Genomic DNA, 24666 nt, shown 5'->3' with positions numbered 1-24666 from the left:
TAAGCAAACCAAGGCTCTTTCTGCTATGACCGACCTAACCAACCAAGTAGCCATTGTAACGGGTGCCAGCCGCGGCATTGGCCGTGCCATTGCCACGCTGCTGGCCTTGCAAGGAGCAAGCGTTGTATGCGTAGCTCGCTCCGAACACGACCTGCTAGAAGTAGCCCAAAAAACCAATGGGCTGCCCGTAGTGGCCGATGTAAGCCAGGAAGCCGACGCACAGCTCGTGGTGGCTGAAGCCCTAAACCGCTATGGCCGGCTCGATATGGTAGTGTGCAACGCAGGGGTAGGCTCGTTTAACCTGCTCGAAAATTTTGAGGAGGCCGAGTGGGACCGAATGTTCGACGTGAACGTGAAGGGTACCTTTCTGCTCTGCAAAGCCGCCCTGCCGCACCTTAAGGAGCAGCGCCGCGGCCACATTGTGGGCATAGCCTCCGACGTGAGCAAGCGCACCTTTGTGCACGGCACCGCCTACGGCGCCAGCAAGTACGCGCAGCACGCCGTACTCGATGCCTTGCGCAAAGAGGTGCGGCCGCACGGCATCAAAGTGAGCGTGATTTACCCCGGCTTGGTTGATACCCATTTCAATGCTTCCCGGCCGGGCGCGCCCGAAAAGCAGCTTACCCACTTACAACCCTTGGATGTAGCCCAAGCCGTACGCTACGTGCTCGAAGCCCCAGCCCACGTAGTAATCGACGAGCTAACGCTACACCCCGTAACCCAGGAATGGTAGCCGAATCGGCAGCAAGCCAAGTCAGCTTACGGCCTGTTGACCCAGGCAACAAAAAGCCGGTAGCCGCGCTGCCCCAACCACCTCGCACTTTTCCTAACTTACCAGCCGTATGCGACGCTCCCTCCTCCTGTCAGCCACCGCGTTAAGCCTAGGGCTGGCCTCCTTTACCTTGTACTCCAATACGCCCCCGGCCCCCTTGCCTGTGGACCACGTAGCCGACCTAGCCGCCGACCCCAACACCACCGACGAAGTACCGAAGGACAATAAGCTCGTCATCTACCAGATGATGGTGCGCCTGTTCGGGAACCAGAAAACCACCAACAAGCCCTTCGGTTCGGCAGCCGAAAACGGCGTCGGCAAGTTCAACGACATCAACGACACGGCCTTGCAAGAGCTGAAGAAGCTGGGCGTATCGCACGTGTGGTACACTGGTGTGCTGGAGCACGCCACCATGGCCGATTACTCCAAGCTGGGCATTGCCCTCGACGACGCCGACGTGGTAAAAGGCCGCGCCGGCTCGCCCTACGCCGTGAAGGACTACTACGACGTAGACCCCGACCTGGCCGCCGACCCCAAAAACCGCATGAAAGAGTTTGAGGCCCTGGTGCAGCGCACCCACAAAAACGGCCTTAAGCTGCTCATCGACTTCATTCCAAACCACGTAGCCCGCAGCTATAAGTCGGATGCCAAGCCCGCTGGCGTGGTTGACCTAGGCGAAAAGGACGACAAAACGAAAGCCTTCACCGTCAACAACAACTTTTACTACCTGCCCGGCAAAAGCCTGGTGGTGCCCAAAGGCAACGACCCCCTAGGTGCCGCCATCAAAGGCCCCAAAGAGGACGGCAAATACACCGAAACGCCAGCCAAAGCCACTGGCAACGACGTATTTTCGGAAGCGCCCAAAATCGACGACTGGTTTGAAACCACGAAGCTGAACTACGGCGTAGATTACCAGAACGGCCGCAAAACCTACTTCGAGCCCGTGCCCGATACGTGGCTGAAAATGCGCGACATTCTGGTGTACTGGGCCAAAAAGGACGTCGACGGTTTCCGCTGCGACGTGGCTGAGATGGTACCGGTGGAGTTTTGGGCCTGGGTTATTCCGGAGGTGAAAAAGGTGAAGCCCAACATCATTTTCCTGGCCGAAGCCTACAACCCCAAGGAGTACCGCAAGTACATCGAGCAAGGTAAATTCGACTTCCTCTACGACAAGGTGGGCCTCTACGACGGCCTGCGCCGCCTGATGCGCGGCGAGGGCAAAACCGAGGACATCACCAAAGTATGGAGCGAAGAAAGCCGCGGCTTCTCGTCGCACATGCTGCGCTTTCTGGAAAATCACGACGAGCAGCGTATCGCCTCCAAGGACTTCGCCGGCGACCCGCTGCGCGCCATCCCGGCCATGACGGTATCGGCCACCCTAGGTTCTGGCCCCGTTATGATTTACTTTGGGCAAGAGGTAGGCGAGCCGGGCCGTGGAGCCGAGGGCTTCTCGGGCGAAGACGGCCGCACCACCATCTTCGATTACTGGGGCGTGCCCGAGCATCAGAAATGGCTGAACGGCGGCAAGTTCGATGGCGGCAAGCTTAGCCTGCAGCAAAAGCAGCTGCGCGATTTCTACAGCCGCTTGCTGAACCTGTGCAGCTCGCACGAGGCCCTGCGCCGCGGCCGTTTCTACGAGCTGCAAGACGCCAACAACCTCGCCAAGGAGTACAACGACAAAGACCTGTACGCCTACCTGCGCTACACCGAAAACAAGCGCGTGCTAGTGGTAGTCAACTTCAGCGCTACCAAAACCTACGTGCCCACGCTTAAGGTGCCGCCCACGGCCTGGAAGCTGATGGGCCTCGATCCGCTGCGCACGCAGTTCAACTACACCGACGTGCTGAACGGCCGCGCTGTAAGCAGTACTTCGCGCGTTACGCTGCCGCCGCTGTCGGCAGTAGTGCTTGAAATCAACCCTTTGTAGATTAATCACAGGGAACAAGTGACACGCGGCAGGTTGTGCGTTTCACTTACGGCCTGCCGCTTACCACTTCATTACCACACTTACATTCATGGCCACCGCTTCCGCCACTGTGCCGGCCGGCACGCAGCACAAGCCGCGGCTCTCGTTCTGGCAAATCTGGAACATGAGCTTCGGCTTCCTCGGCATTCAGTTTGGCTTCGAGCTGCAGAACTCCAACGTGAGCCGCATTTTCGAAACCCTAGGTGCCAACAAGGATGAAATTCCGATACTCTGGATTGCAGCGCCCGTTACCGGCCTGCTCGTGCAGCCCATTATCGGTTACCTCTCCGACCGCACTTGGAGCCCGCGCTTTGGCCGCCGGCGGCCCTTCTTCCTCATCGGGGCGTTGCTGGCCAGCTTGGCGCTTATCCTGATGCCCAACTCGCCGGCGCTCTGGATGGCGGGCGGCCTGCTCTGGATTATGGATGCCTCCATCAACATTTCGATGGAGCCGTTCCGGGCTTTTGTGGGCGATAAGTTGCCCTCCGAGCAGCGCACCACGGGCTTTGCCATGCAGAGCTTTTTCATCGGGGTAGGCTCGGTAATTGCGGCCTTGCTGCCCTGGGTATTTACCAACTGGCTGGGCATGAGCAATACGGCCCCGGCCGGCGAAATTCCGCCTTCGGTGAAGTGGGCATTTTACGTGGGCGCAGCGGCCTTTCTGCTATCGGTGCTCTACACGGTATTCACCAGCACCGAAACCCCACCCGAGGACATGGAAGCCTTCCGGGCCGAAAACGCCAAGGTGGGCATGTGGGACGGTTTGCGCGAATCCTTCACCGGCATTTTCCACATGCCGGCGGCCATGCGCCAGCTGGCCGTGGTGCAGTTCTTCACCTGGTTCGCGCTGTTCTCGATGTGGATTTACTCCACAAACGCCGTTACCAGCAACATCTACAACATGCGCGTGGATGCGCCGCTGTACCAGAAGGTTAAGGAACAAGTGATTCGCGAAGAAGCACAAGCAGCCATAGCTGCGAAGGCTGAAGCACCAGATAAGCAGTCGTTTGGTGAAAAAATCACAGCATTCTTTACGGAAATGTTTGCTCCAACATCGGCTGCGAAAAAGAACTGGGGCGAGTTGAAGTCTCTGCGGAAAGATGTGGCAGAAATTGACCGTTTTCAGGCCGATCAAGCTGACAAGGTGATTACGCTAAACCTAGCTAACTACGCTACTTCTAAAGGGCAGCTCACCCCCAACGAAATGGCAACCGCCAAGCGCGTGCAGCAGCAGTACAACGACGGCGCCGACTGGCTGAGCCTGTGCTCCTCGGTGCGCAACGGTGTGGCGGCGGTGTTTGCCTTTATCATTCCGCTGATTGCCGCCCGCACCAGCCGCCGCCGCACGCACATGCTGTGCTTGCTACTGGGTGGCCTGGGGCTGATTTCGCTCCGGTTCATCAACAACCCCGACTACATCATCGTGTCGATGGCGCTGGTGGGCATTGCCTGGGCCAGCATCCTCTCGATGCCCTACGCCATCTTGGCCGGCTCGCTGCCGGCCAACCGCATGGGCTATTACATGGGTGTGTTCAACTTCTTCATCGTGATTCCGCAAATCGTGGCGGCCACTATTCTAGGGTACTTCACGGTAAACATCTTCCAGGGCAATACCCTCAACACGCTGGCCCTAGGTGGGGCAAGCATGTTGCTGGCTGGGTTGCTCACCTTGCGCGTGCGCGACGACGACGACACGCACGTGGCGGCCGTGATGGAAAACCCCGGCTACGACACGCCGGTGCTTACCAATCCGCAGGCGTAAAAACCAAGTTGATTTTACGCTAAACAGCCCCGGCTGCCACTGTGCAGCCGGGGCTGTTTGCTTTGGTAGCACCTAGGGTTACGAGCTACGGCGCAGCCAATCTTGGGCGGGTAGTTCTTCGGTAAAATGATGTACATCGGCACCCCGCCGGATGTGCTCGGCAATAGTTGGCTCGAGCGTGAGGAGGCGTTCATCCATGGTTTCGGCCTGGTAGGGCGTAACCAGGTAAGCCAAGCGCCTAGGTGCGGGCAGGCCGCTTTGTTGCAACAGGCCCCGGAAGGTAGTCAGCACCCACATCAAATCTTCGACCGAAGCTAAACCGCGCGACCTCAGATCGATAAGCCAGTGGTTGCTTTGGTGCGGTTGGGCCAGCTCTAGAGCGGCGGCGTAGCCCGAGCGGTGTTCCTCCGACGATACGGGCCGCACCCAGCGCATAAACAGCAGCTGCAGATCGGGGCGGTACGACAGGCGGAGGTAATCGTGGTGGTTAACAGCGTGCATAGCGGCGATTTGCACAAGAGGGGGCTCAAAGGTAGCGGCCACAAGGGCGCCTGGCAGGCAGCTCGGCGGTATCTCGTCGGTAACTATACCTAGGTTATTTCACGTAAGGCAGAAGCCGCACAACCAGAATCCTGAAAGCCTGCTATTATGTTACTCCTTTACGCATTCTTCGTTGTGTTTTTTGGCGTGTGCCTGTACCTGTTAGTGCGGCTGCTATGGGCTCGGCGGGTGCCGGCGGCGGCCAAGGCCCGCCCAATGGTAAGCATACTGGTGCCGGCCCGCAACGAGGCGGCTAACATCGAGCGCTGCTTGCAGGCGTTGGCCGCACTCAACTACCCCGTTGATAAGCTGGAAATCCTGATCGGCGACGACCACTCGACCGACGACACGGCCGCCATCGTGGAGCGCTTCATCAAGGATAAGCCGCAGTTTCGGTTGGTGCGCATTGGTGCGCCGGTGGGCAAAGCCAAAGGCAAGAGCAACGCCATTGCCCAACTGAGCCGCCAAGCCACGGCCGACTACTTCCTGCTCACCGATGCCGACATGGCTATGGCGCCCGACTGGGTGCAGTACATGCTCGGCGCTGCCGACATCGACAACGGCGGCCGGGTAGGCGTGGTAACCGGTTCTACAACGGCCGAGGGCGGCCTGTTTGGGCGGCTGCAAGGGCTCGATTGGTTGTTTGGCCTAAGCGTAATCCGGATTCTGTCGGATGCGGGCTTGCCCGTAACCGCAGTAGGCAACAACATGCTCGTAACGCGTGCGGCCTACAACAGCATCGGTGGCTACGAAACCTTGGCTTTTCAGATAACCGAAGACCTGCAGCTGTTCGCCTGCATTGTGCAAGCGGGCTGGGGCTACCGCAACCTGTGGCACCGCCACGTGCTGGGCGTATCGGTGCCGCAGCCTACCGTTAAGTGCCTACTGGAGCAGCGCAAACGCTGGATGCGCGGCACCACGCGGCTGCCGTGGTATCTGTCGGGGCTGTTTGGCATGTATGGCCTGTTCTACACGGTGCTGTTTTGCCCGCCGTTTATCTCGTGGCCTTTTACGCCGCTGGTGTTCGGCCTGAAAGTGCTGCTGCAGGTGCTGTTTTTGTGGGGCAGTCTGCGGCAGGTAGGCCGCCGCGAAAAACTGTGGGTGTTACTGGTATATGAGTTCTACCTGGCGGGCATGTCGTTGCTGGTAATTGGTTACACCCTCATGCCGGGTCACATCAACTGGAAGGAGCGCCGCTACGTGTGGGCCGAAGTGTAGGCTGGGCTGGGTAGGGGAGGCGGGGCCGAAGTGCTATACTTACAGCTCGTTCCATTCCTACCCAATCTATTTCTTCATGAAGCAAGCTTACGCTTATGCAGTCCGCGCGGGCTGTGCTTTGCTGCTCGCGGGGCTAAGCCTAGGTGCCCAGGCCCAAACGCCGGCCCACCCCAAACGCGAGATGCGCGCCGTGTGGGTGGCGCACGTGTTCAACCTCGATTGGCCCCGCAGCAAAACCCTTACACCAGCGCAGCAACGCGCCGATTTCATCAGCCTGCTCGATCGGCACAAGGCCAACGGCATCAACGCCGTAGTGGTGCAGATTCGGGCTTCGGGCGATGCCATTTTTCCTAGCCCCCTGGAGCCCTGGAGCGAGTGGCTAACGGGGCAGCAAGGCCGCGCGCCGCAGCCGCTTTACGACCCGCTGGAGTTCATGATTCGGGAGGCGCACAAGCGCGGGCTGGAGCTGCACGCTTGGCTGAACCCTTACCGCGCCGTAACCAACGCCAACACCTCCAGCGTGGCCGAGAACCACGTATCGAAGCTGCACCCCGAGTGGGTGGTGCCCTACGGCACCTTGCGCGTCCTGAACCCCGGCTTGCCGGCCGTGCGCGAGTATCTCACCAAAGTAGTAATGCAGGTGGTGCGCCGCTACGACGTGGATGCCATTCACTTCGACGACTACTTCTACCCAGCCCCGCAGAGCGGCGTCACCTTCGACGACGAAGCCGCATTTTTGGCCGATCCGCGCGGCATCACCAACAAAAGCGACTGGCGCCGCGACAACATCAACCTGTTTGTGCGCACCATTTCGGATAGCATTCGGGCGGCCAAGCCGCGCATTAAGTTTGGTATTTCGCCGCCCGGCGTGTGGCGCAACGGCACCAGCGTGGGCGGCACGGCCACCACAGCCTTCCAGAGCTACTCCGATATTTTTGCCGACTCGCGCAAGTGGCTGCAGCAAGGCTGGGTTGATTACCTAGCGCCGCAGGTGTACTGGACCAGCACCACCTCAGCCGCCCGCTACGACCTGATTGTGCCGTGGTGGAGCCAGCAGGTGCTCAGCACCATGCCGCGCCACGTGTACATTGGCCACGCGGCCTACAAGGTAAGCGCCTCGGCTACCGATGCCTTTAATCAGCCCACGCAAATCCCCTCGCAGCTGCGCTTGGCGCGGCAGCAAGACAATGTGCAGGGCAGCATGTTCTACAAGAGCACCGAACTGCTGGCCAATCCCCTAGGTGTGGCCGACTCGCTGCGCACCAACTTTTACCGGCACCGGGCCCTGCCGCCCACCATGCCCTGGAAGGACGACGTGCCGCCCGCCACGCCGGTGCAGGCCAGCATGCAAACCGAAGCGGCTGGCTCGGTGCGGCTAAGCTGGCAGCCCGGCCCCGCCGCCCCCGATGGCGAACTGGCCCGCTGGTACGTGGTGTACCGGGTGCCCTACCATACCGGCCCCGCCACTGCCGCCGACGTTGCCAACTCGGCGCACATTTTGTCGGTGCAGGATAGCACCAGCTACCGGGTGCCGGCCCAAACGGGTACGCCGCAGTTCCTGTACACCGTAACGGCCCTCGACCGGCTGCATAACGAAAGCGCCCCCGTGGAGCAGTTCTCAACGGTGCTGTCCAACCGCGCTGCCGTAGCTGCCGCCGTGCTGGAGCCGGCTTTCCCCAACCCCTTCAGCGAAAGCACGCAGCTAAGCTTCCGCTTACCAGCGGCCGGCCAGGCCAGCGTACGCGTGTACGACCTCACGGGGCGCCAAGTAGCGCAGCTAGCCGATGGCCGCCACGCGGCAGGCCGGCACACCGTAACGCTGCGGGCCGGGGCTTTGCCTGCGGGCATTTACATCATCAGGCTAACCACTACCGATGGCACCTGGCAGCAAAAGGTGCTGCTAGCGCGGTAGCTGACCTAGGGTTTCAGCCACAACAAAAACGTCCCGGCAGAGCTGCCGGGACGTTTTTGTGATGATTAAAAAAACAGGCAGCGCCTAGGTGCGCGGCGCGGCCTTCAGGCTTTTCTCGCGGATGGCCTTAAACTCGGAGCCGGCTTTCCACTGCGGGAAGGTGGTTTCGCCGGCCAGGCGCTGGCCCACCCGGAATAGCAAGCGCGCATCCTGCTCCATGCCCGTGAGGTCCCACTGCTCGGGCGTGTACTCGTCGGAGGGTTGGTGGTAGTGCTTGCTGCGGTACTCCTCGCGCTGCTGGGTGGCGTAGCTGGTGCCTTTGGTGCGGTGCTCGGCGCGGCCGCTGGCGTACAAAGCCGGCACGCCCACGTGGGCCAGGCTGAAGTGGTCGGAGCGGAAAAAGCTGCCTTGCTCGGGCGTGGGGTCGGGGGCGATGTAGCGGCCTTGCTCCTGGGCGGCGTCGCGGGCGTACTCATCCAGCTCCGATTGGCCATAGCCTACCACCGTCAGGTCCTTCATGGGTCCCGCGGCCGAAAGCGCGTCCATGTTCAAATCGGCTACGGTTTTGTGCAGCGGAAACAGCGGGTGCGCAGCGTAGTAGGCCGAGCCCAACAGGCCTTGCTCTTCGCCGGTTACGGCCACAAACACAATGCTGCGGGCAGGCTTCTCCTTAGCGCGGGCAAAGCCTTTGGCGATGCTCATGAGGGCGGCCACGCCCGAGGCATTGTCAATAGCCCCGTTGTAAATGGAGTCGCCAGCCACGACAGGGCCCACGCCAATGTGGTCCCAGTGGGCGGTGTAGAGGATGTACTCGTCGGGGCGGGTGGTGCCGGGCAGCACGCCCACCACGTTCTTCGACTCGGTGCGGCGCAGCTGGTTGCTCACGCTGGTGCTCACGGCCAGGTTACCTAGGGGCCGGCCCCGGAAGCCGCGTTTGTTGGCCGCGGCAAAGGCTTCGTCATAGTTCTGGCCCGCGGCCGCAAACAGGCGCTTGGCTACATCGAGCTGCACCCACCCTTCAATGGCTGGCTTCGAGGCGCCTTTGTCGGCCGTTTGCGGGTACAGCTTGGCGCCCGTCCAGCTGCTTTGCACCACGCCCCAGGGGTACGAGGCCGGTTTGGTGTTGTGCACAATCAGCACCCCGGCGGCGCCTTGGCGGGCGGCCTCCTCGTATTTGTAGGTCCAGCGGCCGTAGTACGTCATGGCCTTGCCCTTGAAGAGCGTGGTGTCGCCAATTTCAAAGCCCGGGTCGTTGATGAGCACCACCACGGTTTTGCCCTTCACATCGAGCCCGGCGTAGTCGTTCCAGTTGTACTCGGGCGCCACTACGCCGTAGCCGGCAAACACCAACGGCGAGTTGGTGAGGCTCACCTTCGGCTGCTCACGTTCGGTAAAGGCCACGTAGTCCTGCAGGTGTTTCAGGGTAAGCGGTTGGCCCTTGCCGCCGCTTACCTGCATGGTAGCGGCGGGGGTACCGGTAATTTCGACCAGCGGCACCGGCTGAAAGTACGTGCCGTTGGGGCTGGGCTGCAGTCCTAGGCGCTTAAACTCGGCCGCGATGTAGGCAGTGGCTTTTTCTTCGCCCGCGGTAAATGGCTTGCGCCCCTGAAACTCGTCGGAGGCCAGTACCCGAATATGCTCGCCAATGTCGCGGGCGCTAATGCTGTCGGCCGGAACTTGGCCTGGGGCGCTGGCGGTTGCGGCCGAGCCCGACGATGATTGCCCTTGGCAGCCGGCGAGCAGCAATAAAGCGGCCGCCGCAGGGGCTAAAGCGAAGAAACGCATAGGATTTGGTTGGTGGAAAAGAAGGCCTGGCAATGCCTGAAGTGGCAAAATGACCTAGGCAGCCCAAAGCGCCAAAAAAATAGCACGATATGTTGGCCGTAGCACGCAGCCTTGCGCCGCGGGCTACGTCATTCGCGCGAATAGGTTTCGCCACACAGCGCGTTTTACCTTACAGTCCTTAACTTGGCTTCACTCTAACTCCTCTATTCTCACTTATGACCCGCAACCAACTGTTGCTGCTGGGCCTAGGTGCTTTCCTGTCGGCAGGTACGCCGCAGCTAGCCCAGGCACAGGCCAAACCCGCCGCTAAAGCGACTGCAGCCAAAGCCACCACCGGCGGCACGCGCCTAGTAGAAAAAGTTACCCGCAAAGCCGGTGAGGTAGCCATTCCGTACGAGAAGTACGTGCTGCCCAACGGCCTGACGCTGATTGTGGCCGAGGACCACTCCGACCCCATTGCCCACGTCGACGTAACCTACCACGTAGGTTCGGCCCGCGAAACCATCGGCAAATCGGGTTTTGCGCACTTCTTCGAGCACATGATGTTCCAAGGCTCGGATAACGTAGCCGACGAGCAGCACTTTAAAACCGTAACGGCCGCTGGCGGTACCCTCAATGGTACTACCAACCGCGACCGTACCAACTACTTCGAAACGGTACCTAGCAACCAGCTCGAAACCGCGCTGTGGCTCGAGGCCGACCGCATGGGCTTCTTGCTCGACGCCGTAACGGAGAAGAAGTTTGAAGTGCAGCGCGCCACCGTAAAAAACGAGCGCGGCCAGAACTACGACAACCGCCCCTACGGCCTAGCGTCGGAGTACGTAGCTAAAACCCTGTACCCCTACGGCCACCCCTACAGCTGGCTGACCATCGGCTACCTGGAGGACCTGAACCGCTCCGACCTGCAAGACCTCAAGAACTTCTTCCTGCGCTGGTACGGCCCCAACAACGCTACCGTAACCGTGGGTGGCGACGTGAAAGCCGCCGACGTGGTAAAGCTCGTAGAGAAGTACTTCGGCTCGATTCCGCGCGGCCCCGAGGTGCAGAACATGAAGCTGCCTGCTCCGCAACTGACGCAAGACCGCTACACCAGCTACCAGGACAACGTACGTTTCCCGATGCTGCAGATGGTGTTCCCGACGGTGCCCGGCAACCACCCCGACGAAGTAGCCCTCGACGCCCTGGCCGAAATCCTGGGTGGCTCGAAAACTTCGCCGCTGTACCAGAATTTGGTAAAAGCCCAGAAGGCCGTACAAGCCCAGTCGTACCACCCCACCTCCGAGCTGAGCGGCGAGTTTACGCTGGTTGGCCTGAGCTACCCCGGCAAGCCGCTGGCCGACCTCGAAGCCACCATGCGTGCTTCGATCGACGAACTGGCTAAGCGCGGCATCACCGACGAGGAAGTAGCCCGCTACAAAGCCTCGGCCGAAGCCAACCTCATTAACCGCCTCAACAGCGTGAGCGGCAAAGTGAGCACCCTGGCCGCTTACCAGTACCAGACGGGCAACCCCAACCTGCTGCCCGTGGAGCTGAAGCGCATTCAGTCGCTTACCAAGGCCGATGTGCAGCGCGTATTTAAGCAATACGTTCAAGGCAAACACGCCGTGGTACTGAGCGTGGTGCCCAAAACCTCGCCCGACCTCGTTGCTAAGGCCGACAACTACACCGTATCGAAGGACGGCTTCAAAGCCCCCAAAGACGAGTACGCTGGCCTGAAGTACGTGAAGGCCAAGGACAACTTCGACCGCACGAAGCAGCCCAAAGCCGGTACCAGCCCCATGGTGGCTGTGCCCGCCGTGTGGAAGAGCGAAATGCCTAATAAGTTGAAGGTAATCGGCACCCAAAACGCCGAGATGCCGACGACTACCATGCTGCTCACCATCCGCGGTGGCCACCGCCTCGAGCAGAACGACCGCAACAAGGCTGGTATCGCCTCGCTCACGGCTTCGTTGCTGAACGAAGGCACCGAGAAATACACCGCCGAGCAGTTTTCGGCCGAGTTGGAGAAGCTGGGCAGCCAGATTTCGGTAAGCCCCGGCACCGACAACACCACGGTGTACGTGCAGTCGCTGACCAAAAACCTCGACAAGACGCTGGCCCTGCTGGAGCAGCGCCTGCTGCACCCGCGCTTCGACCAAGCCGATTTCGACCGCATCAAGAAGCAGACGCTGGAAGGCATTGCCAACCAGAACACGCAGCCGGTGATGGTGGCCGATAAAACCTTCTCGCGCCTGCTCTACGGTGCCGGCGACATCATGAGCGTGCCCACCTCGGGTACGGCCGCTACCGTGTCGGCCCTCACGCTCGACGACGTGAAGAAGTTCTACCAGGAGAACTACGCGCCCAACATCAGCCACTTGGTGGTAGTAAGCGACGCTGCCCAGAAAGCCATCGAGCCGAAGCTGACCTTCCTGAACCAGTGGCAGCAGAAAGCCGTGACGCTGCCCGCCGGCAACATGGCTGCTAAGGCTGATAAAACAAAGCTGTACTTCGTGAACAAGGACGGTGCTCCGCAGTCGGAAATCCGCATTGGCTACCTAGGCCTGCCCTACGACGCCACCGGCGAGTACTACCGCGCCTACCTGATGAACTACATCCTGGGTGGTGCCTTCAACTCGCGCATCAACCTGAACCTGCGCGAAGACAAAGGCTACACCTATGGTGCCCGCTCGGGCTTTAGCGGCTCGCGCTACGCTGGCCCCTACACCGCCCAAGCGGGTGTGCGCGCCGATGCCTCGGCTGCGTCGGTTCGCGAGTTCATGAAGGAAATCGAGACCTTCCGCAAAACCGGCATCACCGACGAGGAGTTGGAGTTCCTGAAAGCTTCGATTGGCCAGAGCGATGCGCTGAAGTACGAAACCGGCCAGCAGAAAGCCAGCTTCCTGGCCCGCCTGGTAGAGTACGACCTGCCCACCGACTACGTGTCCAAGCAGGCCGAAATTCTGCAGAAGCTGACCAAGGAAGATGTAGCGGCCATGGCGCAGAAGTACCTGCCCGCCGAGAACATGTACATCGTAACCGTGGGCGACAAGAAGTACCTGCCCGAGCTGAAGCAACTGGGCTACGAGGTAATTGAGCTGGATGCCGATGGCAACCCCGTGGCTCCGGCCGTAGCTGCCGAAGTAGCTCCGGCCCCGGCCGCTGCTCCGGCTGCCGCCCCCGCTACTTCCGACAAGAAGAGCAAAACCAAAGTGAAAGACGCCGACGGCAAGAAGGAGAAGCGCAAGAGCAAATCCGACGAAGACGGCGGCAAGGAGAAAGTGAAAACCGAAAAGGCTGACTAAGCCCTAGGTCGTAACCAACTCCTGAAGCAAAACGGGGCGTTGCCGCAGTGGCAACGCCCCGTTTTTATATGCTGTGTGCTCTCAGAACGTCATGCTGAGCTCGTCGAAGCATCTCTACTGCTTCCGTGGAGTTAGTCCGGCTACACGCACTTCTTCGGCCACGATAAACGCATCCATACCAACCGAAGCATCGAAGGTGCACTTGATGTCGCTGCCTTGTTCTTCTAATAGCAATTCAAAAATGACATTCTGATGCCCGAAGTAGTCAACCTCTAACTCCTTAATGCCGACGAACTGCAGTTCTATATCACACTGCTTGGTTTGCTTGTGGTGGCCACGATCATCAACGTGTGTATACGTTGCAGAAACGGTTATGAAAAACGTGACTGAGGCATGATACCCAGGGTTAGCATCGAAAACCACCCTGGTGATTTCAGCATCGTGAAAGCTAGGCCAATGGCCGAAATGCTCACGAATAGCCTCGGCGTTGCCAATTCGGCTCACTACAAGGTTTTCTGGTTCGGCCATACTTCCTAGGTTTACGTCGAGGCAGATACTTGGCTTACGCCTTCTTATTGAAGCTAGGTTCCGCAGCTTACCCCCACACCCGCGTGCCCTCGGTGCAGTTGCGGCACATCTCCACTTGGTCGCGGCCTTTGAGCAGGGCTTTGCGGAAGCCTTGGTACTTAGGGCCGTGCCACAGCTGCCGGAAGGTCTGGCCCTTCAGGTCACCTAGGCGGTATTCGGCGTCTTTGTCGAAGCAGCAGGGCACTACCAGCCCGTCCCAGGTAATCACGCAGGAGTGCCACATCTTCCAGCAGTGGTTGAGCAAGCGGTTCTTGATGCTCCAGGTGCCGTCTGGGTTGTTCTGGTAGCGCGAGTAGTAGTCGATGGTGGGGATGAGCGGCGAGCCTTGCTGGTAGTCGTAGATCTGGGCGGTTTTGAACCACACGTCGTCTACGCCTAGGTCGCGGGCCAGCTGCTTGGCCTCGTCGATCTGGTGCTCGTTGGGGCGCACTACCAAAAACTGGAAGATGATACGCGGTGTGGCGCTACGCAGCTCCTGCTTGTACTTCACCACACGCTTTACGCCCTCCAGCACCTTATCCAGCCGGCCGCCCACGCGGTACTGCTGGTACACCTCCTGCGTGGTGCCATCGAGCGACACAATCAGCCGATCGAGGCCGCTTTCCACGGTTTTGCGGGCGTTGGCCTCGGTTAGGTAATGGGCGTTGGTGCTGGTGGCGGTGTATATCTTTTTGCGCGAGGCGTACTGCACCATCTCCAGGAACTGCGGGTGCAGGTACGGCTCGCCCTGAAAGTAGAACGTGAGGTACCACAAGCGCGGCGCCAACTCATCAATAGTGCGGTAGAATACCTCGCCCTCGAGCATGCCTGTAGGGCGCGTAAAGGAGCGTAAGCCGCTGGGGCACTCGGGGCAGCGCAGGTTGCACGAGGTGGTAGGCTCCAGCGAAACAGCCATGGGCAGCCCCCACGCCCGCGACTTGCGAGTGAGGCGGCTGAGCACGTAGGAGCCCGTTACCTGCACGGCGTTGAGGGCGCGCAGGGGCGTAAGCTTGGAAAAGAAATTAAGCCCGTCGCGGAAGGTGGAGCGCATGGTTGCAAAGGTCGCGAATGGCTGGTAAACCTAGGAAGCTGGTATAAGTTACCGCGCGACACGCCGGCAGTGGCCAAAGCACAAACAAAACGGCCCCGCCTTGGGGGCGGGGCCGGTATGCTTAGCTGCCTGGGTAGCGGTTACTTGCCTGCAGGCAGGGCGCTGCTGTAAGTAGAGGCCTTACCGAACGATTCCTTTATTTCATCGACGGCCGCACGGCTGCTTAGGCGCTTGGGCTTGGTGTTCAGGAAAGTACCGTCTTCAGCAATCAGGAAGTAAGCCGGCACCTCTTGCAGCATGTAGGCACGAGCCAAGGGGCCACGCTGCCCACCAGGCGCCCGTAGGTGCACACCCGAAAGCCTTTTGCTTGTAACCAGCTGGCGCCAAGCTGGTTCGTTTTCATCGAGGGCGATGTTTACAAACACAATGTTCTGGCCGTTAAACTTCTTGGCCAGCTCCTGCGCGTAGGGCAAGTCGCGCAGCGACAAGCCGCTGGTGGTGCGCCAAAAGTTTACATACACCAGTTTGCCAGCAAAATCGCGCAACGACAACGAGTCGCCGCTAGCCGATACCAGTTTGAAGCTGGGCGCCGGCGAACCGATAGCAAAGTCCTTGTGCTTGTCGAAATCGGCTTTGAGAACGGGGTACAGCTTGTTTTTCTGATCAACGGAGCTGCGAAAATCTTCCAGCATAGCCGCCGACATTTTCACGTGGCCAAAGCGGAACGACTCCTGCAGCACCCGGCCCATAATGATGGGCTTCATGGGGCCCTGCAGCTTTTCCTTGGCCAGGTTATAGCACATTTGGTAGAACTCCGGGTCGCCTTTTTTGCGGCCCGCCGCCGTAGCAGCGTAGTGCACGTAGTTCAGCAGAAACTCCTGGTAGCTCTCGTTTTGGTGCGCTGTGGGGTTGTTGAGCAGCGCCGCGTCGTTCAGGAAATCGTAGTACGTGCTCGACATCTTCAGGCGGCCCTCGGTGGCCACTACCTGCTCGCGCAGGTCCTGAAAAGTGAGGCGGTCGTTGGCGTAGCTGTATTCTATTTCGGCCTTGGTATAGTCGCGGAAAGCAGGTGATACGTTGGGGTCTTCCTTCACGTCCTGCAGAAATTTCATTTCCTCCTTGCGGCGGTAGTCGAGAAACGACAAGAACGGCGCCTCGTAAAGCGAAATATTGTCGGGCAGCACCTGAAAGCCGTCGTTTTCCACAAAACGCTCGTCGAAATCGGCGAGGTAGGTGTTGGCTTCGGCGCCCTTGCCCTTAAACTTCACCGTGGTGGCCAGGTCTTCGCCCTTAAAGCGCACCTCCATGTTGGTGCCGGGCTCCAGCCACAGGCCGGCCACATCGTCGCCGTACACAAGGTCGGCCTTGGTGGGGCCGTCAACCTTCACGGCCAACCTAAACTCGCCTTTGTTATCCACGCGGGCGTAGGTAAGCTGCTCCTTGGGGTCGAGGGGGTGCTCGCGCAGCGATACGGCTACGGTATCGGCGGTTTTGCCGTTGATTTTGCCGGTGAGCACCACGGTGCTCTGCGCCTGTGCGGCCGCTGGTGCGGCTAACAACCCCAGTGCAAACAGGGATAGAGCAGAAAGACGTGAGACGAAAGACATCAGGCGGCTAGGTATCGGGGTGTGGCACAAGAACAACAATCAGCATACGCGACCGAGGCCGCCCCGTTGTGCTTGAGTTTATAATAGTTGTGACTCAAGTCATTCACGGGAAAAGACAATTGCTGGGTCTAAGTTACGGCGAATAGGTATATAAAATCCTATATCGTGCCTCACATTTTTAGGTGATTATCCCCTTTTTATGTGATTAGCCGAACAGTCCGCTGAGAACTTCATCGAGACGTGCAACCGGGTGAACTTTTAGTCCAAACCGTCCTAGGTCGAGGCCACGGCCGTTGAACTGCGAGATGTACATCTCGCGGAAACCCAATTTTTCGGCCTCCGACAGGCGCTGATCGAGGCGCGACACCGCGCGTATTTCACCGCTCAGGCCTACTTCGGCCGCCAAGCACACGTCGCCGGGCACCGGAATATCGTTCAGCGACGACACTACGGCGGCGCACACGGCTGCATCGAGGGCCGGGTCCTCGAGGCGCAGGCCACCGGCAATGTTCAGGAACACGTCGTGCTGACCTAGGCGCAGGCCGCTGCGCTTCTCCAGCACGGCCAGCAGCATTTGCAGGCGCTTGCTGTCGAAGCCGGTGCTGCTGCGCTGGGGCGTGCCATACGTGGCGGGCGTTACGAGGGCCTGCACCTCCACTAGCAGGGGGCGGTTGCCCTCGAGCGTGGCGCCAATGGCAATGCCGCTGAGGGTTTCGGCCCGCTGCGACAGCAGAATTTCCGAAGGATTGGATACCTGCCGCAAGCCCGAACCCTGCATTTCGTAAATGCCCAGCTCGGCCGTGGAGCCAAAGCGGTTTTTAATGGTGCGCAGAATGCGGTAGGTCAGGTGCCGGTCGCCCTCAAACTGCAGCACGGTATCTACCATGTGCTCCAGAATTTTAGGGCCGGCAATAGAGCCGTCTTTGGTGATGTGGCCAATGAGCAGCACCGGCACGCCCGTGTCTTTGGCGTACTTCAGCAGCTCGGTGGTGCACTCGCGTACCTGGCTTACCGAGCCCGCCCCCGACTCGACAAGCTGCGAATGCAGGGTTTGAATGGAATCGACCACCACCACGTTGGGCTGCAGCGCATCAATCTGCTTAAAGATGTTCTGCGTGTTGGTTTCGGTGAGGATGTACAGGCCCTGGTGCTGCCGACCTAGGCGCTCGGCGCGCATCTTAATTTGCTGCTCGCTTTCCTCGCCCGAAACGTACAGAATGCGCAAATCGCGGAGCTGCATGGCAATCTGCAGCATCAAGGTGCTTTTGCCGATGCCCGGCTCGCCGCCAATGAGCACCAACGAGCCCGGCACCAGGCCGCCGCCCAATACGCGGTTCAGCTCGCCGTCGTGGGTGTCGAGGCGCGACTCCTCCTCGTACAGGATTTCACCTAGGGCTTTAGGCTTGGCCGCTTTGCTGGTGCCGCCTACCGAGGTAGAGGCTTTCCAGGCGGTAGCCGGGGTAATTTCTTCTTTCTGAATAACTTCCTCGACGTAGGTGTTCCACTCGCCGCACGAGGGGCAGCGGCCGATCCACTTCGCCGACTGCGCACCGCATTTCTGACAGAAATAAAGGGTCTTGAGTTTGGCCATATAATGCTCAGGGGTATTCTAGGTTAATGCGCAGCTCGGCGGAAAAGTTTGGCAAAAAACGCTATTTCGGCTCTAGTGGCGCTACTTTTTACGAGGTGGCGCGGCGGCAGCTTAAATTTTTGAGGCATGGCATAAAGCATCCGGCCCGGTGCTGCGTCTGCGCAACTGATGCATGGGCCAAACCTAGGGTGCCCGAGCAGGTTGCTCATGCGGCGGCTAGCTTGTTTGCTGCCGGTTGCCTACGTTCGTGTGGCTTACTGTTCAATCATTCATCGCGGCCATGGCTACCTCGACAACCCCACTTGTTACGCCCGATGACCTAGCCACTATACCCGTGCTGGCGGGTTTGCCCGAGGAGGTATTGGCTTGGTTGCTGGAGCACAGCGAAGCGCGTTTTCTACCTGCTGGTACCGAGCTGTTCAGGCCCGGCGACGCCGCCGATCATATGTTTGTGTTGTTGCGCGGCGCGTTGCAGCTGTGGCGCGAGCAAGGAGGACAACGCGAGCCTTTTCTGCGCTTTGAGGCGCCGGCCGTGTCGGGCGTGCTGCCGTATTCGCGGCTGCGCCAAACCAGCGCCACGGGCGTGGTTACGGCCGATGCTACCATGCTGATGCTGCACCGCAGCCAGTTTCCGGAGCTGGAGCACCAAAGTCCCGAGTTGGTGCAGCGCCTGGTAGGCCTGATGAGCGACCGGGTGCGCGAAGAAGCCCGCGGCGTGGAGCGCGACGACAAGCTGCGGGCCCTAGGTAAGCTGGCCGCGGGCCTGGCCCACGAGCTAAACAACCCGGCTGCCGCCATCAGCCGGGCCGCCGCCGACCTCTCAGCCCGCACCGGCGCCGAGCCCATGCTGCTGCAGGAGCTGCTGGCCGCTGGCGTGCCGGCCGAGCAGCTGCCGCCTTTGCTGGCTTTGGCCAGTCGCTCGGCGCTGGCTAGTACCTCGCTCTCGGTGCTGGAGCAGGCCGATTGCGAGGAGGAGCTGGAGGCTTGGCTGCGCAAGCAAGGCATTACCGATGCCCACGACCTAGCCGCCGGTCTGCTCAGCGGCGGCCTCGATGAGGATGCTCTGGAGCCGGTGCTGTCGGCGCTACCTAGGCACGCACGGCAGCCCGCAATAAAGTGGCTGGAGGGCCAGCTAGCCAGCCGCCAGCTGGTGCGCGATGTGCAGGAGGCAGCCCGGCGTATTTCGGAACTGGTGCGCAACGTAAAGGACTACTCGCACATGGACCGCGGCGCCGGCATGGTGCCCACCGATGTGCACGGCGGCCTCGATAGCACCCTGGCCCTGCTCAGCTACCCGCTGCGCCGGCGCCGCATTCAGGTGGTGCGCGAGTACGCCTCGGGCCTGGTGCTGGTAAACGGTTCGCCGGGGGCGCTCAACCAAGTTTGGACCAACCTCATCGACAACGCCATTGATGCCTTGCCCGAGGAGGGCACGCTTACGCTGCGGACCCGCCGCGAGGGAGAGTTTATTTGCGTGTGCGTAATCGACAGCGGCTCGGGCATTACGCCGGAGGTGCTGCCGCACATCTTCGAACCCTTCTACACCACCAAGCCCGTAGGCGAGGGCACCGGCCTAGGGCTAGATATTGCCCGGCGCATCGTGCTCAGCCACGGCGGGCGCTTGCAAGCCAACTCCGAGCCCGGCCGCACCGAGTTTTGCGTGTGGCTGCCGCTGGCCGATTAAAAATGATTGGTAACCCGCAACATGCCTTAGGCTGAAAAAGCCACCTACGTACGTGTTGCCTGTTGCTCATCGCGTGTCACTTGTTACCTGATTATCCCACTATGCCCAAAAAGCCCGCTTTGCTCGTGGTCGACGACGACCCGCAGGTGCTTGCCGCCATCGACCGCGACTTGCGCCAGGAGTTCCGCCAGGATTACCGCATTCTGCGCGCTGGCTCGGGGGCCGAGGGGCTCGAGGCCATTCGCCAGCTGAAAGCCCGCGCCGAGCCGCTGGCGCTAGTACTCTCCGATCAGCGCATGCCCGACATGGAAGGTGTGCAGCTGCTCGAGCAGGCGCGCACCCTTTTTCCGGAGGCTAAGCGCGTGCTGCTCACGGCCTACGCCGATACCGAGGCTGCTATCCGGGCCATCAACGAGGCGCACCTCGATTACTACCTCATGAAGCCCTGGGACCCGCCCCAGCACCTGCTGTACCCCACGCTGCACGATTTGCTAGCTACTTGGCAGGCGCAGTACCAGCCTCGTTTTCAGGGCGTGCGGCTGCTGGGCTTTCAATGGTCGCCGCAGTCGCACGAGCTGAAGGACTTTCTGGCAGCGTACATGGTGGCGTTTCAGTGGCTCGATTTCGAAACTAACCCCGAAGCGGCCGTGCTGCTCAGCTCGCTGGGCCTCACCCCGAGCGACTTGCCCGTAACCGTGTTCGAAGACGGCACCGCCTTGGCGCAGCCTACCCGCACCACCATTGCCGAAAAGCTGGGCTTGGCCCTCAAGGCCTCGCAGCCGCTCTACGACGTAGTGGTGGTGGGCGCCGGACCTTCGGGCCTAGGTGCCGCAGTGTACGGCGCCTCCGAGGGCCTGAAAACCTTGCTGATTGAGCGCCAAACCCCCGGCGGGCAAGCTGGTACCTCGTCGCGCATCGAAAACTACCTAGGCTTCCCGACGGGCCTGAGCGGAGCCGAGCTGGCGCACCGGGCGTGGGCGCAAGCCGTGCGCCTGGGGGCCGAGTTTTTGTCGCCGCAGGAAGTAACGCAGCTGTGCGTGCAGGATGAATACAAGGTGCTTACCCTGGCCGATGGCAGCGAGGTGCGTACCCGCGCCGTGGTGCTAACCACCGGCGTAAGCTACCGGCAGCTGGCGGTGCCCGGCATGGAGCGGCTTACCGGCGCGGGCGTGTACTACGGCGCGGCGCGCACCGAGGCGCGCTCCTGCAGCCAGCAAGATGTGTACGTGGTGGGCGGTGGCAACTCGGCGGGCCAAGCGGCTATGTACCTGGCCGCCTTTGCGCGCAAGGTGTACATCGTGATTCGCGGAGCGTCGTTGGCGGCGTCCATGTCGGCCTACCTCATCGAGCAGATCGGGCGCACGCCCAACATCGAGCTGCTGCCCTACACCGAGATAAAAGAGGTGCGCGGGCAGGATAGCCTCGAAACCGTGGTGCTACACCACAATCAAACCGGCGCCGAGCAGGAGTGCCCCGCCCGGGCCGTGTTTGTGTTCATAGGGGCCAAACCCAGCACCGAGTGGCTGTGCAATGCCCTGCTCTGCGACGGCAAAGGCTTTGTAATTACCGGCCGCGATTTATTAGCCGACGCCCGGTTTGCCCCCATCTGGAAAAAGCGCCGCGAACCCTACGCCCTCGAAACCTCAGTGCCGGGCATTTTCGCCGCCGGCGACAGCCGCGCCGGGGCCATGGCCCGCGTGGCCTCGGCCGTGGGCGAGGGCGCCATGGCCATCAAGTTTGTGCACCAGTATCTCGACGAATAAGCTCAACATTAGAGCGCTATTCAAATAAATTTAGTGGCTGTTGATGAGCTTGTTACGCGTTGTATAAATGTAATTAGGTATTAAATATTGTTTAATTGAAAAAATATATTAACAAAACTAGGTATTCGGTGGTATAGAACACTGCACACTACGCCCCATGCCGCATATGTGGGCTCGGTGCAGATCACATGAAACAACTCTTCTCCTTTTTCCATACCATCTCACTATTCCACCGCAGCCTGATGGCCGGTGCCGTAGTGTGCCTCCTGGCGAGCTGCGACCTAATCGAGTTCAGTCCCAACGAAACCCGCACCCCCGAAGCCTACCGCAACCTCACGCAGAAAAACCTGGAGCGCCTGCAGGCGCAGCCCAACCCCACGGGCGGCGATACGGTGCGCTTTGTGTTCACGGGCGATTCCCAGCGCTTCTACTCCGAGGCCGAAGACTTTGTAAAGAGCGTAAACCAGCAGCGCAACATTGCTTTTGTAGTGCTAGCCGGCGACGTATCGGACTTTGGGCTGGTGCGCGAGCTGCGCTGGGTGCACGATAAACTCCAGCAACTGCGCATGCCTTACCTCACGGTGATTGGCAACCACGATTTGGTAGCCAACGGCCGCAAAGCCTACCAGGAGGTGTACGGCCCGCTCAACTACACCTTTACCTACGCCGGTACCAAGTTCGTGATGGTGGATACCAACGGACGCGAGTACGGCTTCAACGGCCGCATTCCGGATGTAGGCTGGGTGCAGCGCGAGTTGCGCGAACCCGCGCCTGAGGTAAAGCGCCAGGTGGTGATGAGCCACGTGGCACCCATGAGCGAAGACTTCGACCCCAAAGTGGTGGGGCCGTACGTGCAAACCCTAGGCGACGCGCCCCGCCTGGCGTTCGAACTGAACGGGCACAACCACGATTTCAGCATTGGCAAGCCCTACGATAACGAGGTGACGTTCATCAACTCGTACAGCTTCGAGAAGCGCCAGTACGTGGTGCTCACGGTGTGGGGCGAAAAGGAATTCAAGCTTGAAACGGTACAGTTCTGATGCGTCGCCTGTTTCTGCTTCCGCTGCTGGCCCTGCTGCTGCCAGCCCCCGCGCCCGCCGCTCACCTAGGCGCCGCCGTTCCCGATACTACCTCCGTAGCCCCCGCTGCGGCCACTACCGATGAGCCCGCCACACCGCTGGGCCTGATTGCCCAACCCTGGTACCGCCCGCACCACGTACTGGTGCAAGCCGCCGGGGGGCAAGGCATGGTAGCAGCCGGCGTAGGCTACACCACCCTGCGCGGCAAGCTCGATGTGGACTTGCTAGGTGGCTATGTGCCCAAAAAGTACAGCATCACGCCCATGGGCGTATTCACCGGCAAAGCCACGTACTCGCCCTTCACCCTCGACCTAGGCGCAACCAAGTGGCAGGTGCGGCCGCTGTCGGTGGGCATGTTCGTGAGCTACACCGCCAGCAAAGGCATCAATTCCTCGCGCGACGAGAAGTACTACAAGGGTTACTACTGGTGGTCGTCGCACACGCGCATTGGCGGCTTTGTGGGTGGCCGCGTGGCCCGCGTAATCGGCACCAACCGCTTGGGCCAACCGCGCACCGTAGCCGCGTACTACGAGCTGGGCACCAACGACCTGTACCTCACCAGCGCCATGACCAACCTAGGCGGCCTGCCCCTGCACGACATTCTCACCCTAGGTTTTGGAGTAAAGCTGGACTTGTAGCAACCAGTCGTTACGCCGGGTTCTCGGCGGTGCCTTGGCGCTGGGCGGCTACGTAGGCGTCGCGGGCGTTGGCCAGCAGGCGCATAATGGTAGTGCGCTGGCGCAGGATGCCTTCGGCCACTGGCCGCTGCTCCCGGAACAGGCGCAGCAACCGCAACCGCTGCAGGCGCACGGTTAGGCGGTTCCAGTAGTGCAAAGCGTAAAAGCCCGTAATGGGCAAGCTGAGCGCGTACAGTGCCGTCAGCCAGTTGTTGTCGGTAAGGCGGTGCACCAGCCACGTTTGTAGCGGGTACATTATACCGAAGGTGAGCATGCCCGTAACCAGCATAATGGGCGCAATAAACTCTACATCCTTGGTGGCGCGGCGCGCCACCATCGAGGGAATAATGTAGGGCAGGTAGTTGTTGAGCGCACCGTAAGCATACACCGGGAAGCCTAGCACCACTTTAAGCGTGGTAAGCACGCCGCGCTCGAGGCGGCCGCGCCCGGCGCCGCTGCGCTGCATCGCTTCGTCGCTGATGCGCAGCCGCCGCAGCTCCTCGGTATAGTGCGTTACGCGGCGGTGCAGCTCCTGCAGGTGGTCGGGCGAGTGGCGCTCGAACCACGCTACCGCCTGCAGCAGGGTGCGCGTAAGCTGGTATTCTTCGTAGGGGCTGCCTTCGTCGTGCGCGGGCACTAGGTACTGGCCAAAGGTTTCCTCTACCTGGCGCACCAGCGCGTCTTCGGCATCGTCGCGGGTTACAATCAGGTGCTGCTCAAGGCGCTGGCGCAACTCATCGGTAAGGGCATCGGCGGCGGCTTCGGGGTCAAGGTAGTATTGCGCGGCGTAGTCGGCTACCACAATGGGCGCGGCCGGGTTCACGAGCACATCGGAGCGGAAACGGCTCGATTCGGAGTAATTGATGCCGATGGGCAGGATGCGCAGCCCTAGCTTAAAATCGTGGCGTGCCTCGGCACCTAGGGCAATGCGGGCCGCGCCGGTTTTGAGCGGGCGCAGTCGGCGCTCGGCTATGCTGGTGCCCTCCGGAAAAATCATGAGCGTGCCGCCGCGCCCTAGGTGGTCGTAGCTGCGGCCAAAGGCTTTTTCGTTGAGGGCGGCCAGCTGCTCGGGCGTAACGTTGGCGTCGCCGGTTTCCACATCTTGCCGGCGGTACACGGGTATGCAGTTGGAGCGCTCAAAAAACCACCGCGACACCGGGTTCTGAAAAAACGTGCTCTTGGCCAGAAAGTGAATTTGCTGCCGGCAGTTGGCGGCCACCACCAAGGGGTCCATCAGGGTGTTGGGGTGGTTGGCGGCGATGAGCAACGGCCCGGGCTCCTGCAAGCGCTCGGCGTTGCGAATTTCGAGGCGGCGAAAAAACACGCGCAGCGCGAGCTGCACGGGCGGCTTCATCAGAGCGTAGAAGAGCATACTCGGTAGGAGGGCGGCCGGTGGCGAGCGGGGGCA

At 60.6% G+C, this 24666-nt stretch carries 17 protein-coding genes; 10 read left to right on the top strand and 7 right to left on the bottom strand.

The features are described 5' to 3' along the window. Positions 1 to 25: 25 nt before the first annotated feature. The 3 genes from ASU33_RS14655 to ASU33_RS21830 all read left to right on the top strand — a co-directional run bounded on the left by ASU33_RS14655 (position 26) and on the right by ASU33_RS21830 (position 4500). Positions 26 to 733, top strand: coding sequence for an SDR family oxidoreductase (locus tag ASU33_RS14655; protein ID WP_059071611.1), 708 nt, complete (start codon positions 26 to 28; stop codon positions 731 to 733). Between the two features lie 109 nt (positions 734 to 842). Beyond that, positions 843 to 2699 (top strand): alpha-amylase family protein, encoded by a 1857-nt coding sequence (locus tag ASU33_RS14650; RefSeq protein WP_078063166.1) that lies wholly within the window; start codon positions 843 to 845, stop codon positions 2697 to 2699. Between the two features lie 88 nt (positions 2700 to 2787). Then, positions 2788 to 4500, top strand: a complete 1713-nt coding sequence (locus tag ASU33_RS21830; RefSeq protein WP_286130572.1) for an MFS transporter — start codon at positions 2788 to 2790, stop codon at positions 4498 to 4500. A gap of 78 nt (positions 4501 to 4578) precedes the next feature. On the opposite strand, the gene ASU33_RS14640 is transcribed toward ASU33_RS21830, so the two are convergent. Further along, complete coding sequence (locus ASU33_RS14640) at positions 4579 to 5001, bottom strand: hypothetical protein (RefSeq protein ID WP_160328205.1); 423 nt, start codon at positions 4999 to 5001, stop codon at positions 4579 to 4581. Between the two features lie 147 nt (positions 5002 to 5148). Here ASU33_RS14640 and ASU33_RS14635 point away from each other — a divergent pair, with 147 nt between their 5' ends. Together ASU33_RS14635 and ASU33_RS14630 are read left to right on the top strand one after the other, a co-directional pair. Further along, positions 5149 to 6258 carry a glycosyltransferase gene (locus ASU33_RS14635; RefSeq protein WP_059071609.1) on the top strand — a complete coding sequence of 370 codons (1110 nt, stop codon included), beginning with the start codon at positions 5149 to 5151 and terminating at the stop codon, positions 6256 to 6258. A 76-nt stretch (positions 6259 to 6334) separates the two neighbouring features. Next, on the top strand, positions 6335 to 8170 hold the full coding sequence (locus tag ASU33_RS14630; protein ID WP_059071608.1) for a family 10 glycosylhydrolase: 1836 nt from the start codon (positions 6335 to 6337) through the stop codon (positions 8168 to 8170). A gap of 84 nt (positions 8171 to 8254) precedes the next feature. Here ASU33_RS14630 and ASU33_RS14625 read toward each other — a convergent pair whose 3' ends face one another. Further along, a complete protein-coding gene (locus ASU33_RS14625; RefSeq protein ID WP_059071607.1) occupies positions 8255 to 9955 on the bottom strand; it encodes a M28 family metallopeptidase in 1701 nt (566 codons plus the stop codon). Between the two features lie 215 nt (positions 9956 to 10170). Between ASU33_RS14625 and ASU33_RS14620 the strand changes: the two genes are divergently transcribed. Then, positions 10171 to 13239, top strand: a complete 3069-nt coding sequence (locus ASU33_RS14620; protein ID WP_059071606.1) for a M16 family metallopeptidase — start codon at positions 10171 to 10173, stop codon at positions 13237 to 13239. A 114-nt stretch (positions 13240 to 13353) separates the two neighbouring features. Here the strand turns inward: ASU33_RS14620 and ASU33_RS14615 are convergent, their stop codons facing one another. The 4 genes from ASU33_RS14615 to radA form a co-directional block, all read right to left on the bottom strand. Continuing rightward, positions 13354 to 13767: an Imm50 family immunity protein gene (locus ASU33_RS14615; protein ID WP_059071605.1), complete on the bottom strand. Its 414-nt coding sequence runs from the start codon at positions 13765 to 13767 to the stop codon at positions 13354 to 13356. A gap of 67 nt (positions 13768 to 13834) precedes the next feature. After that, positions 13835 to 14857: an SPASM domain-containing protein gene (locus tag ASU33_RS14610; protein ID WP_059071604.1), complete on the bottom strand. Its 1023-nt coding sequence runs from the start codon at positions 14855 to 14857 to the stop codon at positions 13835 to 13837. A 140-nt stretch (positions 14858 to 14997) separates the two neighbouring features. Next, positions 14998 to 16464 carry a TlpA family protein disulfide reductase gene (locus tag ASU33_RS14605; protein WP_078063165.1) on the bottom strand — a complete coding sequence of 489 codons (1467 nt, stop codon included), beginning with the start codon at positions 16462 to 16464 and terminating at the stop codon, positions 14998 to 15000. 205 nt (positions 16465 to 16669) lie between these two features. Then, positions 16670 to 18055, bottom strand: a complete 1386-nt coding sequence (radA, locus tag ASU33_RS14600) for a DNA repair protein RadA (protein WP_059071602.1) — start codon at positions 18053 to 18055, stop codon at positions 16670 to 16672. Between the two features lie 280 nt (positions 18056 to 18335). Here radA and ASU33_RS14595 point away from each other — a divergent pair, with 280 nt between their 5' ends. The 4 genes from ASU33_RS14595 (at position 18336) to ASU33_RS14580 (ending at position 23219) form a co-directional block, all read left to right on the top strand. Then, a complete protein-coding gene (locus tag ASU33_RS14595; RefSeq protein WP_059071601.1) occupies positions 18336 to 19739 on the top strand; it encodes a sensor histidine kinase in 1404 nt (467 codons plus the stop codon). Between the two features lie 101 nt (positions 19740 to 19840). Next, entirely contained in the window at positions 19841 to 21502 is a 1662-nt protein-coding gene (locus ASU33_RS14590; RefSeq protein ID WP_059071600.1) for an NAD(P)/FAD-dependent oxidoreductase, read from the top strand. Positions 21503 to 21690: 188 nt separating this feature from the next. Continuing rightward, the gene (locus tag ASU33_RS14585; RefSeq protein ID WP_059071599.1) at positions 21691 to 22542 is read left to right on the top strand and encodes a metallophosphoesterase family protein; all 852 of its coding nucleotides are present in this window, start codon (positions 21691 to 21693) and stop codon (positions 22540 to 22542) included. Then, on the top strand, positions 22542 to 23219 hold the full coding sequence (locus ASU33_RS14580; protein WP_059071598.1) for a hypothetical protein: 678 nt from the start codon (positions 22542 to 22544) through the stop codon (positions 23217 to 23219). The genes ASU33_RS14585 and ASU33_RS14580 overlap by 1 nt, the downstream gene beginning before the upstream one ends. 10 nt (positions 23220 to 23229) lie before the next feature. On the opposite strand, the gene ASU33_RS14575 is transcribed toward ASU33_RS14580, so the two are convergent. Next, a complete protein-coding gene (locus ASU33_RS14575) occupies positions 23230 to 24630 on the bottom strand; it encodes a lysophospholipid acyltransferase family protein (RefSeq protein ID WP_059071597.1) in 1401 nt (466 codons plus the stop codon). Between the last annotated feature and the right edge of the window lie 36 nt (positions 24631 to 24666).

It is taken from the genome of Solirubrum puertoriconensis (assembly GCF_001483135.1).
Lineage (GTDB): Bacteria > Bacteroidota > Bacteroidia > Cytophagales > Hymenobacteraceae > Solirubrum > Solirubrum puertoriconensis.
This window is presented reverse-complemented; position numbering and strand designations above follow the sequence as displayed.

Bases quoted from the DNA above. Each gene is read 5' to 3' on its own strand.
- ASU33_RS14655 (WP_059071611.1), top strand. From the start codon at position 26: ATGACCGACCTAACCAACCAAGTAGCCATTGTAACGGGTGCCAGCCGC.
- ASU33_RS14650 (WP_078063166.1), top strand. From the start codon at position 843: ATGCGACGCTCCCTCCTCCTGTCAGCCACCGCGTTAAGCCTAGGGCTG.
- ASU33_RS21830 (WP_286130572.1), top strand. From the start codon at position 2,788: ATGGCCACCGCTTCCGCCACTGTGCCGGCCGGCACGCAGCACAAGCCG.
- ASU33_RS14640 (WP_160328205.1), bottom strand. From the start codon at position 5,001: ATGCACGCTGTTAACCACCACGATTACCTCCGCCTGTCGTACCGCCCC.
- ASU33_RS14635 (WP_059071609.1), top strand. From the start codon at position 5,149: ATGTTACTCCTTTACGCATTCTTCGTTGTGTTTTTTGGCGTGTGCCTG.
- ASU33_RS14630 (WP_059071608.1), top strand. From the start codon at position 6,335: ATGAAGCAAGCTTACGCTTATGCAGTCCGCGCGGGCTGTGCTTTGCTG.
- ASU33_RS14625 (WP_059071607.1), bottom strand. From the start codon at position 9,955: ATGCGTTTCTTCGCTTTAGCCCCTGCGGCGGCCGCTTTATTGCTGCTC.
- ASU33_RS14620 (WP_059071606.1), top strand. From the start codon at position 10,171: ATGACCCGCAACCAACTGTTGCTGCTGGGCCTAGGTGCTTTCCTGTCG.
- ASU33_RS14615 (WP_059071605.1), bottom strand. From the start codon at position 13,767: ATGGCCGAACCAGAAAACCTTGTAGTGAGCCGAATTGGCAACGCCGAG.
- ASU33_RS14610 (WP_059071604.1), bottom strand. From the start codon at position 14,857: ATGCGCTCCACCTTCCGCGACGGGCTTAATTTCTTTTCCAAGCTTACG.
- ASU33_RS14605 (WP_078063165.1), bottom strand. From the start codon at position 16,464: ATGTCTTTCGTCTCACGTCTTTCTGCTCTATCCCTGTTTGCACTGGGG.
- radA (WP_059071602.1), bottom strand. From the start codon at position 18,055: ATGGCCAAACTCAAGACCCTTTATTTCTGTCAGAAATGCGGTGCGCAG.
- ASU33_RS14595 (WP_059071601.1), top strand. From the start codon at position 18,336: ATGGCTACCTCGACAACCCCACTTGTTACGCCCGATGACCTAGCCACT.
- ASU33_RS14590 (WP_059071600.1), top strand. From the start codon at position 19,841: ATGCCCAAAAAGCCCGCTTTGCTCGTGGTCGACGACGACCCGCAGGTG.
- ASU33_RS14585 (WP_059071599.1), top strand. From the start codon at position 21,691: ATGAAACAACTCTTCTCCTTTTTCCATACCATCTCACTATTCCACCGC.
- ASU33_RS14580 (WP_059071598.1), top strand. From the start codon at position 22,542: ATGCGTCGCCTGTTTCTGCTTCCGCTGCTGGCCCTGCTGCTGCCAGCC.
- ASU33_RS14575 (WP_059071597.1), bottom strand. From the start codon at position 24,630: ATGCTCTTCTACGCTCTGATGAAGCCGCCCGTGCAGCTCGCGCTGCGC.